Origin of the sequence: Bacillus cereus group sp. N21 (assembly GCF_016483395.1) — a bacterium.
In the GTDB taxonomy this organism is placed as follows: Bacteria; Bacillota; Bacilli; order Bacillales; family Bacillaceae_G; genus Bacillus_A; species Bacillus_A pseudomycoides.
Map to the genome: position 1 here is coordinate 12,421 of NZ_JAEHBX010000061.1, position 16,915 is coordinate 29,335.

The window sequence follows — 16,915 nt, forward strand, 5'->3', positions numbered from 1 at the left end:
CTAGTATTTATCCTGTTCCGATTTAATATTTTGATATGCTTCGACTAGTTCCATACACAGTTGATGATGTGCAGGATCTCCCTCTTCAACTGCAGTATTGTATTTTTGAATAAGCATATCTAATTTGGATCGTTCCTTTTTACTTAATTTATCAAGTATAGATTGCAGACACTTCTCTATCACTTTATTCACCCCCCTTTTTAGTTAAATCCGACAATTATCGACAAAATAAAGGTATACCATCCCCACTTTTTTCAATAATGTTAGTAGTACAACCAATGAAGTACAACAAGCCTCCACCCTTGATATACCTATGTTTTTAGCTCTTTTCGTCGTAAAACACCCCCCTTTATTTTTTTAAAATCTTTCCGGGGTGCACACTCGCCTCCCTCTCACCTATCTCCCAAAGCATGCTTGTCTTTTATTTTTGATAGGGGGGGTTATAAATTTATTCTTTTTCTACATAAACTTTTTTGACGTACAAACCATTGTTTAGGTACGTTTCACCATTTTCAGCTTCTTTCATAAATCCCTTCAAATTCACCTGTAAATGGTATCTTTTATCCCTTTCAATATGGTAATAAAGGATACTTTCATCCTTATAAGCTGCACAAAGCAATTCTCCACGTCTATCATCGATAAATGAGAATAAAATCAACTTACTATCTTTAAATCGAATGCGTTCTACATGTCCAAATAGATCTATGCTTACATTTTGCTCAATACCTTCCACAGTTCTCATCCTCCTGCCTTTAATCTCTCTGCAAACTTGATTATTCTCATAATCTCAGCATGCTTTTGTTTAATATAGCTTGGACTATACTTTAATTTGATTCCTATGCCTTCTAACGTCATTCCATCAATATATTTCAACTTAAGTATCTTGTTTTCTAAACCTCTGAACTTACTCACTAAGTCAACAAGCTGTTGCAATTGTTCTTTCTTATATGTGAGCTCCCTCTTCAGTTGGTCCAGTCTCTTTTCTATTTCCTCATCGCCTGGATCAACGGATACTATATCTTTACCCCAATCCCTCTGACGTTTTAATTCAGCCTTTATTCTATTTAACTTGTATTCCAAATAAGCGATATCTTCATCTAGTCTTTGATAACCTTTTAAAGAAACCAATTACATATCACCTACTTAGTTTTACTCTTTGGTTACAATCTCTTTACCCGATAGTTTCATCCTCTTAAGGACATAACCTGTGTGAATGTAAGGACTATCTTCGTTTATACAATGGGATACCTTATGCCCCTCGCTTGCACTATGATGATGAAATTTAGAACAGTAACTACACCATGTACTAAGATTCCCTGCTGCATCTCTTTCTATTGCTAATACGATTGGAGCTTTTTTAGTTGCCATTTCTACCATCCTTTTTCATTTGATTAGTACCAAGAGTTCTAGACAGTTCCATCACATTTCTTATTTAGTACTTCCACAAAAACATTGTCATATCAATATATCCTCTTATTTAGTTCTTAAAGTTCCAAAAGTACCACGTTTTTTCAAAGTACATATATATAGGATTAATAGAAAAAAAGTTATAGAAAATATATTTTAGTTTTTTCTATACAATATATATTTATTTTCTTAGTACTCTTGGTACTTTTAGTACTATTCGTATTAGACCCTTGCTATATCAATGTTTTTAGGAGTACCAAACCTATAAAATTAACTTTATTTTCTTAGTACTCTTGGTACTCCTTAGTTATTAGGTGGATTTTCTTCAAAATCAAAACCCAATTGTTGAACAATCTCTTTATTTATAGTCACAGCATTGATTTTCCGCCCTTTATGACTAATTTTTTGATAATCAACTGCTTTCCCATCTAAAACATTAGGAACAGTAAATTCCCTTTTCAACCACTCTTTTCTAGTCCTTTTTTCTTCTGGCCCTAAGAACTCTTTTAAAAAAGATGGTGTTAAACAAATTGAACTAAACTTATAAATTGCTTTGATATTTTTTGGAGCATAGTCATAATAAATACCATCCCTATTACTATCCAAGTAAGTTAAAATTTCATTCAATAGTTCTTTTGGTTTATCTATTGCCTTATTTTCTTGGGCAATTTCATCAAAGAGTTTGTCCAGTTGCTCAAGATCTAAACTAACCTTGAAAAATTCTTTTAGGAGTCTACCTGCATAATGGACTGTTGCGTAATAAAGAGATAATCTTGTTAAAACTTCATTTCCCTGTGCTTTATTCATATAAAAATCTTTAAATTTATAAAATGATGGAAGCAACTCTTTCTTACGTACTTGGTACTGTTTTAAAAACTCTAAACCGATGACCCCATAATTCGTTTCTAAACCCTTATATAAATCAGCGAAGAATATATAATCTACGCCTTCAAATGGGCTATCATTTAAACTCACAATTCGAGCGGCGGCTCCCCCAGCTTTAGATGCATATTCATTTAGACTTACTTCTCCAGTAGTTAACATGATATTTTTCCATGTACTTTCTCTTTGCGAACCACTAAGAGAACCCCTACCTTTTGATTTCCCTCCACTGAAGTGATAAACAATAGATTGAAGTAATCTTTCATCTGCTTTACGGCTATCATCCATTAGCAACGGGAAACTATTTAAAAAGGCCGCTTTTCGTTCAATACTGACTTTAGTTGCGTTAAATTCATTAACAAGTTCACTTGTCCCCCATACGCTAGCTGCAACTTTTAATACACTTGTTTTCCCTTTTGAGGTTCCACTAGAAAGATCCACAATGAAAGGATCTATTTTTAAATCATGAAGTAGTACACTAGCAAAAGAGGCTAGTACAAAAAATAATGCTCTCGGATGGGCTTTAATACGATTAAATACTTCATCTATCCATCCTTGGACTGTCCCAGCTACTTGGAATGATTCAAAAAGTTGCTGCTCTCCTTGATCGTTAGGAAGTATTTCATAATCTGTCGCTAGTAATGGATGGGCCAAACCACTTTTCACATAACCTAGACGTTCTACCATGAGCCCTCTATCAATCTCAGTAAACGCTAAAACCTTATCAAAGTAATCTATTAACTGCTTTATATTGTTATCATTTGAAGGAAATCCTTTATCTGCTAATGGCATCATTTCCTTTTTAGTGGCCAATGCTCCAGCTGGAACAATCTCGTTAACGATCTTTCCTCTATCATTCCAAGTTAACTCATAATACAATTGTTGACGTTCAACATTATGTAGCTCTCTTTTAAGAATCGGAACATGCCTAGCAACCATGATTTCCCGTTCATCAACTTCACCATTCTTGATCTTAGTTTCCACTCTATATAAAGCATTATTCTTTACTTTATAAGGAGATGGAATACGTACAGAATTGATAGAATCCTCTCGCTTTTTCTCATTCTCGTTTGTTATTCCATCATCCGTTTTTTCTTCATTTACCTTCTTATAGGCCGAATTAACAACCTTTGTAATATCCTTAATCAAAAATCCTTTTTTGAAGGAAACAAAGTATTTGTGAGCCAATTTAAGACTGGACAATACTTCCTTTTTACTCACCTTACAAATTAATAGCCTTCTGGCTAAATCATAAAAATCCCCATCACGTGAACCATTAGTTTCATATGGATAACCCATAGGTGAAGGTGTTTTCGCACCATTCCATGCTTTATATAAGAACTGTGGAAGCTCGTCCAATTTTTCTAGACTTTGGGTAACTAGATAACGCCCTTCTGTATTTTCGGTCGGGAATACGATATAACCCTTTTCCGCTGCACGTGTATCTTGTGTTAACCCTAAATGATTAACGTAATTCTGATACTGACCTTCTTTTTTCGTTAAATCCGTTTCACCTTTGAATATAAACTGCCAGCCATTAGGAGTTTTAATTAAATGATGATGAATGTTTTCTCCTTCAAGTAATTCCCTTAGCAACTGACCTTCTTTAGAATCGTCAATGTCGACAATGAAAATGTCTTTTGGAACTACGCACCCTATCCAACCACCTTGATCCAGCCATCCATCAATTTTGTCACAATCTAATGAATGCGTGGTTTTCCAAGAACCTACTGGTGTTTTTGCTTTTTGATACTCTTCATTGCCCTTTGCATATCCAGTAAGCTTAATAATTTTCGCTCCAGGCATTATGTTGTTAATTGTTTCTGTATAATTCGCTGCTGTAGATAACAACTTCTCACCTCCCTTGTCACAAGACGAACTCAATGTTAAAATATAAGTAGATAAATAATTGTTCTTGAGGATATATGAATTCGCCGTTCATATATCTTTTTTTATTTTCTTTTTTCACTTTGTTTCACAACCTCTTTGAATAATCCATCTTTAATTTCATCTACCTTTTCATATTCTTTATTTAAATCGCCAATAGTATGGTTTAATAAACGCCAATACACTCTTAGCTTTCTATGAAATCCACGAAAACAATAAATTTCCTCACCTTTGTATACCGCCGTATCCATATCCTCTACTAAGTGTGCTAAAAGAACTTCTACATCTGTTAAAGTCGCAACGCTTACTCCCAGCGATCCTAATTCACCATCAAGTTCACTTGTGAAATTTTTTAAATTTGGTTGTTCATTTACTGTTAACTGATCCATATTTTTCTCTCCTCTTATGTAATCTGAAAAATGATGATATTTCCTACTTCTTATTTTTATACAGCTTTATATCGTTATTAGTAGCATTCATATTTGAAGTCATATCATCCAAAAATTCATCTACTTCATTTTTCTTAAACAAATATTTGGTCCCGACTTTGTAGTATCGTAATCCATTTTTGACTAACCGCTCTTCAATGGTCGGTTTGCTAATGTTTAGATACTCGGACAACTCTTTATAAGTTAAAAAGTATTTTTCTTTGGCTAATTCCTCAATTTTTTCATTAATAGCTTTTTCCAACATTGAATTAACCATCTTTTCATCAATCTGAACATTTAACAATTTAGATCACCTCCTCTATGAAACTTTATGACACATTTTATGTAAAAAAAATTTCGTCAATAGTTATTTTAGATAGACCTTTTTCCCTAATTAAATCTCTTAAAATTACTTTTTCTCTATCTTTATACGCTGTAACACCTTTTTCTTTTCTTCTTAAAGCCTGAACAGATACTCCGAAAAGTTCCGCTAATTCCTTCTGTGTTAAACCAATTAATTTTCTATAACCTTCAGGTTTTATTTTCAAGATTCCCCCTCCTTCCACCCAAATGAAACTTTATGACACCTCAATAGTAACAGTCCTTTTTCCATTAGTCAACAATAAAATGACACTTTATGAAACTTGATGTTTCTTTTTTTATTTAGGTATATTATAATTTGTTTCAAGAGGTGAAACTAAATGGACATAGATAAAAAAGCAGTAGGCATGAGGATTGCTGAAATAAGAAGAGATAAAGGATTGACATTAGAAGAATTCGGTAAGCTTGTTGATAATGCCGGAAAAAGCATTGTTTCAAAGTGGGAAAAAGGAAGCACATTACCAAATAATAAAAGAATAAAAATAATTTCTGAAATAGGCGATATAACAATTGATGATCTACTATATGGAAATATGGAAAATTTCATTTTTAATAACTTAGAAAAATTTTTTCCTGATGGAGAAAAATTTCTTCCGTCCATTATACCTGCTCTAGAAATTCGTAAATTAGCCCATGAGTTAGAGCAAAATAATATAAAGATTTCAAATATAGAAGAAGTTAAAAAAGCTATTAATAGCAAAATTCCTCAATGGAAAGTTGATTTTCAAAAGGAAGTAAACAACTATTTAAAATTAATTTCAAATCATAAAGACTTAAAGAAACAAGTTTATGAAATTATACAATCAGAAACATCATCATTTGAAAAGTTAAGTTTAGTAGATGAGGTGTTTGAAAATGCAAAACATTTTTCCTTTGAAGATAAAATAAAACTATTTCGTAGTATTCAGGATATTGTGAGCGTTTTGGAGACATTAGTTAATAATGAGTTTCCCTATACAGATACTTTTGCTTTTCCAATAGAAGAAGAAGCATTCATTAAGAATGTTGGAAACTTAAATGTCAATTTGGAAAATATGAAACCAAAACAACACCTGTATTACAAAATGAAAAATTCTCCTTTCCCTTCTAAAGAAAATCACTTTGAAATTTTAGTTCGTGTGAATAACAACAACAAATGTGATTTATTAACAAAAAACTGTGACTTGTTAATACATTATTTCCCTGAATTTAAACAGGATTTTCTAAACAAATATTTCAAAGAAACGCATATCAGTATTGTTTATAAAGATAATTTATATTTTGGTTTTTTAGATTCAACTTTAACTTTTAAAACAACAATTAATTCCGAGATTTTTGAAATAAACTTAAAGGATAATTTTAAATCTTGCTATATCTTGCCTACTTCGGCAATTTTTTATTAAAATAATAAACCCAATAAAAAAAGGTGATCTCATGGCATACATCTATAAAAAGGGAAAAAAGTGGGCGTTCCGTGCATATATGGGTACTGATCCCATAACGGGAAAAGAAATAAAAAAGAGTAAATCTGGTTTTTTAACTCAAAAAGATGCAAAACTTGCAGCCGCTTTATTCGAAAGACAATTTCATAATGGGGAATATATCGAACCATTAAAAATAACCTTCGAAACAATGTGTAAGGATTGGTTAAAGCATTATGAATCTCAAGGTGCAAAAGTAAGTAGCATAAGAGCAAGAAAAATTGCTTTAGATCGTGTTATTGATGATTTTGGACAAGTACCTATTCAAAAAATCACTAAAAAAGCATACCAGGACACAATAGATAAGTTAGCAAATACTTTCAGTTCCAACTATATTTCAAGTATTCATTCATCTACTAACATGGTTTTTGTGTATGCTCAAGAAAATAAATTGATTAAGGATATACCAACTAAAGGAATTAAACTCCCTAAGAAAAAGAAAACTGTCTCTGATCTTGAACAAGTTAATGAAATTCATGAAAAGTTTCTTGAAAAAGAAGAGTTAGAGGAATTTCTAACGATTACTAAAAATGATGGATTAGAAGGTGACTTATTAGCTTTTACTATGCTAGCGTATACTGGCTTACGAATAGGTGAAATGATTGCTTTAAAATGGTCTGATATTGATTTTGAAGAACATACACTAAGAGTTATAAAAACTTACTACAATCCATCAAACAACAAGTTAAAATATACATTACTGACACCAAAAACAGAGGGTTCCATTCGTACTATAACAATAGACCCTCTTTTAGTTGCTATGCTCAAGCAACACAAACAACAACAAGAAAAAATAATAACAGATAACAAGCCGTTTTATAAAGACAATGATTTTATTTTTTCAACCAATGAGGGCTATCCTAAGACAATTAAGCATTTATCAATTAGAATGCAGCGACTACTTAAGAAGACATCTATTCAGAAACAAGTAACACCTCATTCATTTAGACATACTCATACGTCTTTGTTAATTGAGGCAAATGTACACATAAAAGAGATACAAGAACGATTAGGACATTCAGATATTAATACAACAATGGACATATATGCACACATGACAAAGAACATAAAAAAAGAGGCTTCCAATAAGTTTAGTAACTTAATGAAAGACCTCTCTAAAAATCTTATTGACTAATATCGGTCACTTTTTCGGACACTATATTAGGTGTAAAAGCTCATAAACGTTGATATAAAAAGGTTTTTACACCTAAATTACATCATTCCGCCCATACCGCCCATGCCCATGCCGCCCATGTCAGGCATTGCTGGTGCATTTGGTTCTGGCTTGTCAGCAACTACAGCTTCAGTTGTTAAGAACATAGCTGCAACAGATGCCGCGTTTTGAAGTGCAGAACGAGTTACTTTTGCTGGGTCTACGATACCAGACTCAAGCATGTTTACCCATTCGCCAGTTGCTGCGTTGAAACCAACGCCTACTTTTTCGCCTTTTAAGCGTTCTACAACAACGGATCCTTCTAGACCAGCGTTGATTGCGATTTGACGAACTGGCTCTTCTAATGCACGAAGTACAATGTTGATACCTGTTGCTTCGTCACCTTCAGCTGAAATAGAAGCTACTTTAGTGTATACGTTCATAAGTGAAGTACCACCACCTGCAACAATACCTTCTTCTACTGCTGCACGAGTTGAGTTAAGTGCATCTTCAATGCGAAGTTTGCGCTCTTTTAACTCAGTTTCGGTTGCTGCACCTACTTTAATTACTGCTACGCCTCCTGCAAGTTTAGCAAGACGCTCTTGTAATTTTTCACGATCGAATTCAGAAGTTGTTTCTTCTAATTGTGCACGGATTTGACCGATGCGAGCTTCGATTTGTTCTGTGTTACCTACACCTTCAACTACAGTTGTGTTTTCTTTCGTTACAACAACTTTGCCAGCGCGTCCTAAAGATGCAACTGTAGCTGATTTTAAGTCGCGTCCTAATTCTTCAGTGATCACTTCACCGCCAGTTAAGATCGCGATATCTTCTAGCATTGCTTTACGACGGTCACCAAATCCAGGAGCTTTAACAGCTACTACATTGAATGTACCACGAAGTTTGTTCACTACTAATGTAGCTAATGCTTCACCTTCTACATCTTCTGCAATGATAAGAAGTGGTTTACCTTGTTGTACCACTTGCTCTAACACTGGTAAGATTTCTTGAATGTTAGAAATCTTTTTGTCAGTGATTAAGATATATGGGTTATCAAGTACTGCTTCCATTTTGTCAGAATCAGTAATCATGTAAGGAGATGCATATCCACGATCAAATTGCATACCTTCTACTACATCTAATTCTGTTGTGAATCCTTTAGATTCTTCTAAAGTAATAACGCCGTCGTTACCAACGCGCTCCATTGCTTCTGCAATTAATTGACCTACTTCTTCGTCAGCTGATGAAATAGCAGCTACTTGTGCGATAGAAGATTTACCTTCGATTGGTTTAGAAATTGTTTTTAATTCTTCAATTGCTGTAACAACCGCTTTTTCGATACCTTTACGAAGACCCATTGGGTTCGCGCCAGCTGTTACGTTTTTTAAACCTTCACGAATCATAGCTTGTGCTAATACAGTTGCAGTTGTTGTTCCGTCACCAGCTACGTCATTTGTTTTGCTAGCAACTTCTGCTACTAATTTTGCACCCATGTTTTCGAAAGCATCTTCTAATTCGATTTCTTTCGCAATTGTTACACCATCATTTGTAATAAGTGGTGAACCGAATTTTTTCTCAAGTACAACGTTACGACCTTTTGGTCCAAGCGTTACTTTTACTGCATTTGCAAGAGTGTCGACACCGCGAAGCATCGAACGACGTGCTTCTTCACTAAATTTAATATCTTTTGCCATAATAATTGACCCCCTTGGATTTTTAAAATGTATATAATTAACCGATAATTGCTAAAATGTCACTTTCACGTAAAATCAAGTAGTCTGTACCTTCATATTTCACTTCAGTACCTGCATATTTTGAGAAGATGATAAGATCACCTGCTGCTACCTCTAAAGCAACACGCTCACCATTTTCAAGCACTCGACCAGTACCTACTGCAATAACTTTACCCTCTTGTGGTTTTTCTTTTGCAGTTTCTGGTAATACAATACCACTTGCTGTTTTTTCTTCTGCTTGAACAAGCTCAATTACAACGCGATCACCTAATGGCTTTAGCATGAACAATAACCTCCTCATTTTTCTATGTAAATTTTCTTTATTAGCACTCAATGACCTCGAGTGCTAACACACTTATAATAATAAATAATCTAATTTTCTTTTGCAAGTAAAAAAATCATAATTTTTTCGCAAATTGCTATATAAACTTTTTTTATATAACTTCCTAAGAAAAATCATTCTGTTATCGTTGCAACCATTCTCGCGAAAGCCTTATATATATGAATCGGCGTTTTCACTTATCGTATGTTACAATATGAAAGATGCCATAAGTTATTTTCTCTATAGGTACAGCTTTTTCCTGTCTCCTATTTCATTTTCAAAGAAAGATTTACAAAAAAATAATAATATGAATGGTTATTACGTATCCCCGGCTGGATGTTTACATGTTATCCCGCCTTATCTCATAAACTAGAGTTAGAAAGGATGGTTAACCAATTTGAAAAAACAATATTGGTGGATTATAGTTACATACATTCTTATGCAATTATCAGGTATTGTTGGATTACCGCTTCTTTTGAAAACCGGACTATATGATAATAGGGGGTTCACCAGAGAAGAAAAAATGCAGCTACTGACTGGTCACTGGGCAATTATTAGCTTTTTCATTGCATTATGTATTGTACTTTTACTACTTCGAACAGATATTCGCGAAAGCCGTTTCGATACAAAACGCGCCAGTATTCCTGCCACAATCGGTTGGATCTTTATCGGTTTCTTTTTAGCTTTCTTTTCTCAAACAATTGCAGGCACAATCGAAATGCGTTTATTGGGCATTAAACCTGGATCTGAGAACACATCTCGCTTGATGGAAATAGCACGGACCACCCCATGGTTCCTTATTGTTATATCAATAATAGGGCCTATTTTAGAGGAAATTGTCTTTAGAAAAATTTTATTTGGTACATTGTATAAGAAATTCAACTTCTTTATCGCTGCTATTATTAGCTCACTTGTATTTGCAGCAATTCACTTTGATTTTACACACTTATTGGTATACACTTCCATGGGGCTTGTATTCGCCTTTTTATATGTAAAAACAAAGCGAATTATCGTTCCTATTATGGCACATGTTGCGATGAATACATTAGTTGCAATAGCCCAAGTACTAGTAAGTAACGAACAAATACAAGAAATGATTAAAGAAGCAGAAAAAATGCAAGGATTTATCGGAGGATTTTAAATATGAGGAACTCACCATTGTTCATGGCAGCACTGTATTTCCTTCTTGGTTGTGTCTTTACACGTTTCGCAATTACGAACGTTACAGATACAATTTGGAACTTTGGGACACTGCTATTTGCTGCTATGGCAACAATTGATTTTAATTTGGCACTTCGACTTATCTTAGTCAAATTTACAAAGAAAAAGCAACAATAAAACGCAGAGGGATTTCCTCTGCGTTTTATTGTGGATAATTTTTCAAAAAATAAACGAGTGTTTGTAATTCTACAGCTAAATCAATATGGTGAATTCTTATATTTTCTGAAACATTTAATCGTGCTGGTGTAAAATTTAAAATTCCGTGTATATTTGTTTCGGCCAATCGATCTGCTACAGCCTGTGCAACAGTAGCAGGTACTGTTAATATTGCCACTTGTATATCATTTGTTAAATGCTCTTCTAATTCATCTAAATGATATACAGGAATTCCTCCGATTTCTTTTCCAACTTTCTCTTCATTGACATCAAATGCCATTTCAATCTTTGTATTATTATTTTTGGTGAAATTGTAATGTAAGAAAGCGGTCCCTAAATTACCCACTCCAATAAGTGCTACACGTGTTATATCATCTTGATCAAGCGTTTCTCGGAAGAATGATAGTAAATAATTCACATTATATCCATATCCCTTTTTCCCTAACGCTCCAAAATATGAAAAATCTCTCCGAATTGTTGCTGAATCTACCTTTACAGCTTCACTCAATTCAGCCGATGAAACACGCTGCTTACCAGAAAGAGATAAGTTTTGGATAAATCGATAGTATAGAGGCAATCGTTTGGCAGTGGCCTGTGGAATCTTTTGCTGATCCATATAACCTCTCCTCTCTTCCTATCTTTGTTCACAGATTTAAAACAAATACAGAAGTTTAGCACTTATGACTTTCCTTGTATAATAGAGAGAAGACTTCTCTCTTATTTTAAACTATACACTATTTTTAGTATGATTGAGAAATATAAACATGGCAAAGTTAAGAAATTATTTGAGGTGAAAACATTGATTTTATTACAAGTGAATGGGCTTTCAAAATTATACGGTGCTGAAACAATTCTTGCAAACATTAAATTGGAAGTTCAAACAAAAGATCGCATTGCACTAGTTGGTCGAAATGGTGCTGGAAAATCTACATTATTAAAAATAATTGCCGGTGAATTATCTCACGATGGTGGAGAAATTATAAAACCAAAAGATGTTTCAATTGGATACTTGGCCCAAAATACTGGTTTAGAAACTTCTTTAACAATTTGGGATGAAATGCTTACTGTCTTTACTCATCTGCAGCAAATGGAAAAGAAGCTTCGAAGGTTAGAGCTAGACATGGGTAAGGAAGAGAACTTTTCAAATGCTGCTACGTACGAGAAATTACTCGCTGATTATGATCAATTACAGTTAGACTACAAAGATCAAGGTGGTTATCAATATGAAGCTGATATTCGCTCCATTTTAAGTGGACTTGGTTTTCCGGTTGAAACACACCAAACAACGATTTCTACGTTAAGTGGTGGACAGAAAACAAGACTTGCTCTTGGGAAACTACTGCTAACAAAACCAGACTTACTCATCTTGGACGAACCAACAAACCATTTAGATATCGATACATTAACATGGCTTGAACAATATTTACAAGGCTATCCTGGAGCTATTTTAATCGTTTCCCACGATCGCTACTTTTTAGACAAGCTTGTTACACAAGTATATGAAATTTCTAATAAAGAAAGCAGACGATATGTTGGTAACTACAGTAAATATTTAGATTTAAAAGCTGCACTACATGAGCAGGAAATGAAGCGTTATGAGAAACAACAAGAGGAAATTGCTAAACTAGAAGACTTTGTCCAAAAGAACATTGCCCGTGCATCTACAACAAAACGTGCACAAAGTCGTCGGAAGCAGTTAGACAGAATGGAATTACTAACTAGACCATTAGGTGATTCTAAATCAGCATCCTTCCACTTTGATATCGAAAAACAAAGCGGAAACGATGTATTACAAATAAAGGATGTTTCAATTGGATATGACAAAGAACCGATTATTGAACATGTAAATATGCGCTTAACCCGCGGTGATAGTGTCGCACTAGTTGGTCCAAATGGTATTGGGAAATCTACATTATTAAAATCAATTGTGAATAAATTAAAGACGTTAAGTGGTGAAGTTTCTTTCGGTTCAAATGTATCTATTGGATATTATGATCAAGAACAGGCAAACTTAACATCATCTAAGCGTGTTTTAAACGAACTATGGGATAATTATCCGCTAGAGTCAGAAAAAGAAATTCGCACGATACTCGGTAACTTTTTATTCACAGGGGACGATGTATTAAAGCCAGTATCTTCCTTAAGTGGTGGTCAAAAAGCACGATTAGCTCTAGCAAAATTGATGATGCAAAAATCTAATTTACTGATTCTCGATGAGCCAACAAACCATCTCGATTTAAATAGTAAAGAGATTTTAGAAAATGCCTTAATTGATTATCCTGGGACTCTTTTATTCGTTTCCCATGATCGCTATTTCATTAACCGTGTCACAACTACAGTTGTTGAGTTATCAACAGGTGGTGCACAAGAATATTTAGGTGACTATGACTACTATATTGAAAAGAAAAATGAAATGATTGAACGTGCGGAATTTGAACAACAAGAAGAGGATGCACCAGTCCAAAAAACTATCGCTCAAGAAAAATTAAATTACCTTGAAGAAAAAGAACGTAAGAAGTCAGAACGCCAACGCATCCGTAAGATTGAAGAAATTGAACAAAACATTGCAAATTTAGAAGAAGAAATTGAACAATTAGAAGAGGAGCTTTGTCTGCCTGAAGTATATGCTGACTACGAACGAGCTAGTGAGATTACAACAGCAAAGCAAACAAAACAAGAAAAATTAGAGCAGTTTATGGCGGAATGGGAAGAGTTACATGTATAACCCTTATATATTTATATGATAAAAACAAGGTAGTTGAAAGCCATTCAACTACCTTGTTTATTTTTCAATACAAAAGATTATGGTCGAAGGTCTGACCTCAATAGTGTTATCCACAACCTTATGCACATATCCACCTTTATCATATAAACACAAAAATAACTTTTCCACATTATCCACAAATCACAAAAAAATTATACACATTTAATATTCACAATAAAACCCATATTATCAACAGATAATATGGGTTTTATCCACAAGTTGTGGTTAATTATGTGTATAATTATGCTTCAATATCTAATCCTGGATTTGCATTTAAAGCCAATGTTGCACGTTTTCCTTGCTCATATGCAATAGTTCCTGCTGCTGCAATCATTGCTGCATTATCTGTGCATAAAGATAACGGTGGAATAATGAGCTCGATTTCTTCTTTTTTTGCAAACTCTTCCTCTAAACGTGCACGAAGTCCTTTATTCGCTGCAACACCACCAGCGAGAAGCACTTGTTTTACATCATACGCTTCTGCAGCACGTGCTGCTTTTGTTACTAGTACATCTATTACACTCGCTTGGAAGCTAGCTGCTAAATCTTCTGGTGCGATTTCTTCTCCACGTTGTTTTGCGTTATGCACAGTGTTGATAACTGCTGATTTCAGTCCACTAAAGCTAAAATCATACGAATCTGGTTCTAACCATGCACGTGGTAAATCAATCGTTGGTTGTCCTTCATGAGCAAGACGGTCAATATGAGGACCACCTGGATATGGCATAGATAATGTACGTGCAACTTTATCATATGCTTCTCCTGCCGCATCATCTCTCGTTTCGCCAATTACTTCAAACGAACCATGCTCTTTCATATAAACAAGCTCTGTATGCCCGCCAGACACAACAAGTGACAACAAAGGGAATTGTAGTTCTTTTACTAAGCGATTCGCGTAAATATGCCCAGCAATATGATGAACACCAACAAGAGGAATATTATGAGCAAAGGCAACTGCTTTAGCTGCATTTACACCAATTAAAAGTGCCCCTACTAAACCTGGCCCTTCCGTCACAGCAATTGCATCAATATCTTCAAATGTAATGTTCGCTTCCTTTAATGCTTCTTCTAATACAACTGTAATTTGTTCTACATGATGACGAGATGCAATTTCCGGCACAACTCCGCCAAAACGCTTATGGCTCTCAATCTGTGAAGCAACAATATTTGCCACTATTTCTGTTCCATTTTTAACAACCGCTACAGCCGTTTCATCACAGCTCGTTTCAATACCAAGTATAATCGTATTTTTTTCCATTATATATTCACCCACATTACAAGACCATCTTCATAATTGTCTGTATAGTATCGTTTACGAATCCCACCATTTTGGAATCCATACTTTCGGTATAACTGCTTCGCTACTTCATTTGACACTCGTACTTCAAGTGTCATCGTTTTTGCTCCCATTTCTTTTGCCTGATCCATTACTTCTTTCAGCAAAGCATCTCCAAGTTTTTGACCGCGATATTCTGGCAAAATGGCTATGTTCGTAATATGTGATTCATCAATAATAATCCACAATCCACAGTATCCAATTACCACACCATCTTTTTCGATTACGACATAATGTGCATATTCATTCATCGTCAATTCACGATAAAATGCATCAGCAGTCCAAGGAGTTGGGAATGACGCTTCTTCAATTACTACAATTTGAGCAATATCATCAGTCGTCATCTTTCTAAATGTAATATCCATTTTGATAACCCCTATTTTTTTTGACTTTCTAGCCATTTTGCTTCTGCTTCCGCTAAACGGAGGTAGCTCGGAACAAATGTATGCACACTTTGCTCCTCTTTTTGTAATCCTAAAAATGCTAGCTCACTTGGTCTTGGGTTGTTCTTTGTAAAAGAAGCAAACACAGCTCGATCTCCTAAATATTCTACAATCGTTTCTTTATGTTGTTCTACATCATTGCCGATAAATAAAACAGGTTGCCCCTTATCTTTTAACATCTGTAACCAATCAATAATAAGAATAATTCGATCCTCTTCTACAGAAGATAACTGCTCTTCTTTATATGTATACAAGCCCGTATAAATTTGTCCGCGACGTCCATCAAACAATGGACAAATAACCCCTTGGAAATTCGCTCCATTCGCAGCCACTACTTCTAAGCTAGACACACCGACAATCGGTATTTGCAACGACCAAGCTAATGTTTTTGCAACAGTCACACCAATTCGAACTCCTGTATAAGATCCAGGACCAGCCGCTACGATGATTTTATCTAGCTCTTTCGGCTTTATATTACATTCCTTCAGAAGTTGTTCTACAGCCGGCATAAGGCGTACAGAATGATTTTTGGTTAAATTCGTAATGATTTCTCCGACAACAGTATTTCCATCAATAAGAGAAATCCCCATTACATAATTTGAAGTATCAATTGCTAGTACTTTCATCTTGTAATAGCTCCTCACATAATCTAATATAGCGTTCACCACTTGGCTCTAACACAATTTTTCTTGTATCATCACCTGTATGGAACAAGCTTATTTTTAATTTCTCATTTGGCAGAAAAGATTCAATTAAATGAGCCCATTCTACTACTGTTATACCTTCACCATAAAAATACTCATCAAACCCTAAATCTTCTTCACTTTCCGCTAAACGATACACGTCCATATGATATAGCGGTAATCTCCCTTTGTACTCTTTAATAATATTGAATGTCGGACTATTTACAACTCGTTTCACACCAAGGCCTTTTGCAAGACCTTTCGTAAACGTTGTCTTGCCAGCACCAAGATCGCCTTCTAAAACAAGTACATCTTGTTCCCTAACAAGTTGTCCTAGCCTTTCTGATAAGTTCTGTGTCTCTTCAGAAGAAGTTGTCGTTATTTCATATTTATTCAAAGGTTTCACCTACCTTACTCACAATATTCTCTGCTCTTTATTATACAGATTTTTTCACTTTGTTTCATTTTGAACATATAAAAAAGACCTTAGGAGTTGTCCTAAGGGTAAGATTGACTGTCTTTATAAGTTTTCTTAAAAATAAATAAAAAAATACGAAACAAGTTGTTTCGTTCTTTTCTTTGTATAAATGGCGGTCCCGACCGGGGTCGAACCGGCGATCTCCTGCGTGACAGGCAGGCATGTTAACCACTACACCACG

Annotated in this window: 20 protein-coding genes and 1 tRNA gene; 5 read left to right on the top strand and 16 right to left on the bottom strand. The window is 34.6% G+C overall.

Annotated features, from left to right (window positions below):
• From JDS96_RS24075 to JDS96_RS24110, 8 genes are all read right to left on the bottom strand, one after another.
• Positions 1-183 (bottom strand): hypothetical protein, encoded by a 183-nt coding sequence (locus JDS96_RS24075; RefSeq protein ID WP_199668257.1) that lies wholly within the window; start codon positions 181-183, stop codon positions 1-3.
• 265 nt (positions 184-448) lie between these two features.
• Positions 449-733 carry a hypothetical protein gene (locus tag JDS96_RS24080; protein WP_199668258.1) on the bottom strand — a complete coding sequence of 95 codons (285 nt, stop codon included), beginning with the start codon at positions 731-733 and terminating at the stop codon, positions 449-451.
• 5 nt (positions 734-738) lie between these two features.
• The gene (locus JDS96_RS24085) at positions 739-1,128 is read right to left on the bottom strand and encodes a sigma-70 family RNA polymerase sigma factor (RefSeq protein WP_199668259.1); all 390 of its coding nucleotides are present in this window, start codon (positions 1,126-1,128) and stop codon (positions 739-741) included.
• Positions 1,129-1,149: 21 nt separating this feature from the next.
• On the bottom strand, positions 1,150-1,368 hold the full coding sequence (locus JDS96_RS24090) for a hypothetical protein (RefSeq protein ID WP_199668260.1): 219 nt from the start codon (positions 1,366-1,368) through the stop codon (positions 1,150-1,152).
• Positions 1,369-1,710: 342 nt separating this feature from the next.
• On the bottom strand, positions 1,711-4,140 hold the full coding sequence (locus JDS96_RS24095) for a DUF927 domain-containing protein (protein WP_199668261.1): 2,430 nt from the start codon (positions 4,138-4,140) through the stop codon (positions 1,711-1,713).
• Between the two features lie 101 nt (positions 4,141-4,241).
• The gene (locus tag JDS96_RS24100) at positions 4,242-4,565 is read right to left on the bottom strand and encodes a hypothetical protein (protein WP_199668262.1); all 324 of its coding nucleotides are present in this window, start codon (positions 4,563-4,565) and stop codon (positions 4,242-4,244) included.
• A gap of 43 nt (positions 4,566-4,608) precedes the next feature.
• Positions 4,609-4,908: a helix-turn-helix domain-containing protein gene (locus JDS96_RS24105; RefSeq protein WP_374221009.1), complete on the bottom strand. Its 300-nt coding sequence runs from the start codon at positions 4,906-4,908 to the stop codon at positions 4,609-4,611.
• Positions 4,909-4,945: 37 nt separating this feature from the next.
• The gene (locus JDS96_RS24110) at positions 4,946-5,152 is read right to left on the bottom strand and encodes a helix-turn-helix domain-containing protein (RefSeq protein ID WP_199668263.1); all 207 of its coding nucleotides are present in this window, start codon (positions 5,150-5,152) and stop codon (positions 4,946-4,948) included.
• Between the two features lie 153 nt (positions 5,153-5,305).
• Here JDS96_RS24110 and JDS96_RS24115 point away from each other — a divergent pair, with 153 nt between their 5' ends.
• Both JDS96_RS24115 and JDS96_RS24120 read left to right on the top strand, forming a co-directional pair.
• Positions 5,306-6,367 (top strand): helix-turn-helix domain-containing protein, encoded by a 1,062-nt coding sequence (locus JDS96_RS24115; RefSeq protein WP_199668264.1) that lies wholly within the window; start codon positions 5,306-5,308, stop codon positions 6,365-6,367.
• A 31-nt stretch (positions 6,368-6,398) separates the two neighbouring features.
• Positions 6,399-7,580 carry a site-specific integrase gene (locus tag JDS96_RS24120; RefSeq protein WP_199668265.1) on the top strand — a complete coding sequence of 394 codons (1,182 nt, stop codon included), beginning with the start codon at positions 6,399-6,401 and terminating at the stop codon, positions 7,578-7,580.
• 77 nt (positions 7,581-7,657) lie between these two features.
• On the opposite strand, the gene groL is transcribed toward JDS96_RS24120, so the two are convergent.
• On the bottom strand, positions 7,658-9,292 hold the full coding sequence (gene groL / locus JDS96_RS24125; RefSeq protein WP_003194560.1) for a chaperonin GroEL: 1,635 nt from the start codon (positions 9,290-9,292) through the stop codon (positions 7,658-7,660).
• 37 nt (positions 9,293-9,329) lie between these two features.
• Entirely contained in the window at positions 9,330-9,614 is a 285-nt protein-coding gene (gene groES, locus JDS96_RS24130; protein WP_002009985.1) for a co-chaperone GroES, read from the bottom strand.
• 436 nt (positions 9,615-10,050) lie between these two features.
• Between groES and JDS96_RS24135 the strand changes: the two genes are divergently transcribed.
• A complete protein-coding gene (locus tag JDS96_RS24135) occupies positions 10,051-10,794 on the top strand; it encodes a CPBP family intramembrane glutamic endopeptidase (RefSeq protein ID WP_098719571.1) in 744 nt (247 codons plus the stop codon).
• A 2-nt stretch (positions 10,795-10,796) separates the two neighbouring features.
• Complete coding sequence (locus JDS96_RS24140; RefSeq protein WP_016117046.1) at positions 10,797-10,991, top strand: YdiK family protein; 195 nt, start codon at positions 10,797-10,799, stop codon at positions 10,989-10,991.
• A gap of 25 nt (positions 10,992-11,016) precedes the next feature.
• On the opposite strand, the gene JDS96_RS24145 is transcribed toward JDS96_RS24140, so the two are convergent.
• Positions 11,017-11,646: a redox-sensing transcriptional repressor Rex gene (locus JDS96_RS24145; RefSeq protein ID WP_199668266.1), complete on the bottom strand. Its 630-nt coding sequence runs from the start codon at positions 11,644-11,646 to the stop codon at positions 11,017-11,019.
• 183 nt (positions 11,647-11,829) lie between these two features.
• Here JDS96_RS24145 and JDS96_RS24150 point away from each other — a divergent pair, with 183 nt between their 5' ends.
• Positions 11,830-13,755, top strand: coding sequence for an ABC-F family ATP-binding cassette domain-containing protein (locus tag JDS96_RS24150; protein WP_242479974.1), 1,926 nt, complete (start codon positions 11,830-11,832; stop codon positions 13,753-13,755).
• 280 nt (positions 13,756-14,035) lie between these two features.
• On the opposite strand, the gene tsaD is transcribed toward JDS96_RS24150, so the two are convergent.
• The 5 genes from tsaD to JDS96_RS24175 form a co-directional block, all read right to left on the bottom strand.
• Positions 14,036-15,052 (bottom strand): tRNA (adenosine(37)-N6)-threonylcarbamoyltransferase complex transferase subunit TsaD, encoded by a 1,017-nt coding sequence (gene tsaD, locus JDS96_RS24155; RefSeq protein ID WP_003194551.1) that lies wholly within the window; start codon positions 15,050-15,052, stop codon positions 14,036-14,038.
• The gene (gene rimI, locus JDS96_RS24160) at positions 15,052-15,495 is read right to left on the bottom strand and encodes a ribosomal protein S18-alanine N-acetyltransferase (RefSeq protein WP_006093166.1); all 444 of its coding nucleotides are present in this window, start codon (positions 15,493-15,495) and stop codon (positions 15,052-15,054) included. Before rimI ends, tsaD begins: the two co-directional genes overlap by 1 nt.
• Before the next feature lie 11 nt (positions 15,496-15,506).
• Complete coding sequence (gene tsaB, locus JDS96_RS24165; RefSeq protein ID WP_018783544.1) at positions 15,507-16,199, bottom strand: tRNA (adenosine(37)-N6)-threonylcarbamoyltransferase complex dimerization subunit type 1 TsaB; 693 nt, start codon at positions 16,197-16,199, stop codon at positions 15,507-15,509.
• Positions 16,180-16,653, bottom strand: coding sequence for a tRNA (adenosine(37)-N6)-threonylcarbamoyltransferase complex ATPase subunit type 1 TsaE (gene tsaE, locus JDS96_RS24170; RefSeq protein WP_018783545.1), 474 nt, complete (start codon positions 16,651-16,653; stop codon positions 16,180-16,182). Before tsaE ends, tsaB begins: the two co-directional genes overlap by 20 nt.
• 191 nt (positions 16,654-16,844) lie before the next feature.
• A tRNA-Asp gene (locus tag JDS96_RS24175) sits at positions 16,845-16,914 on the bottom strand.
• Position 16,915: the final 1 nt, after the last annotated feature.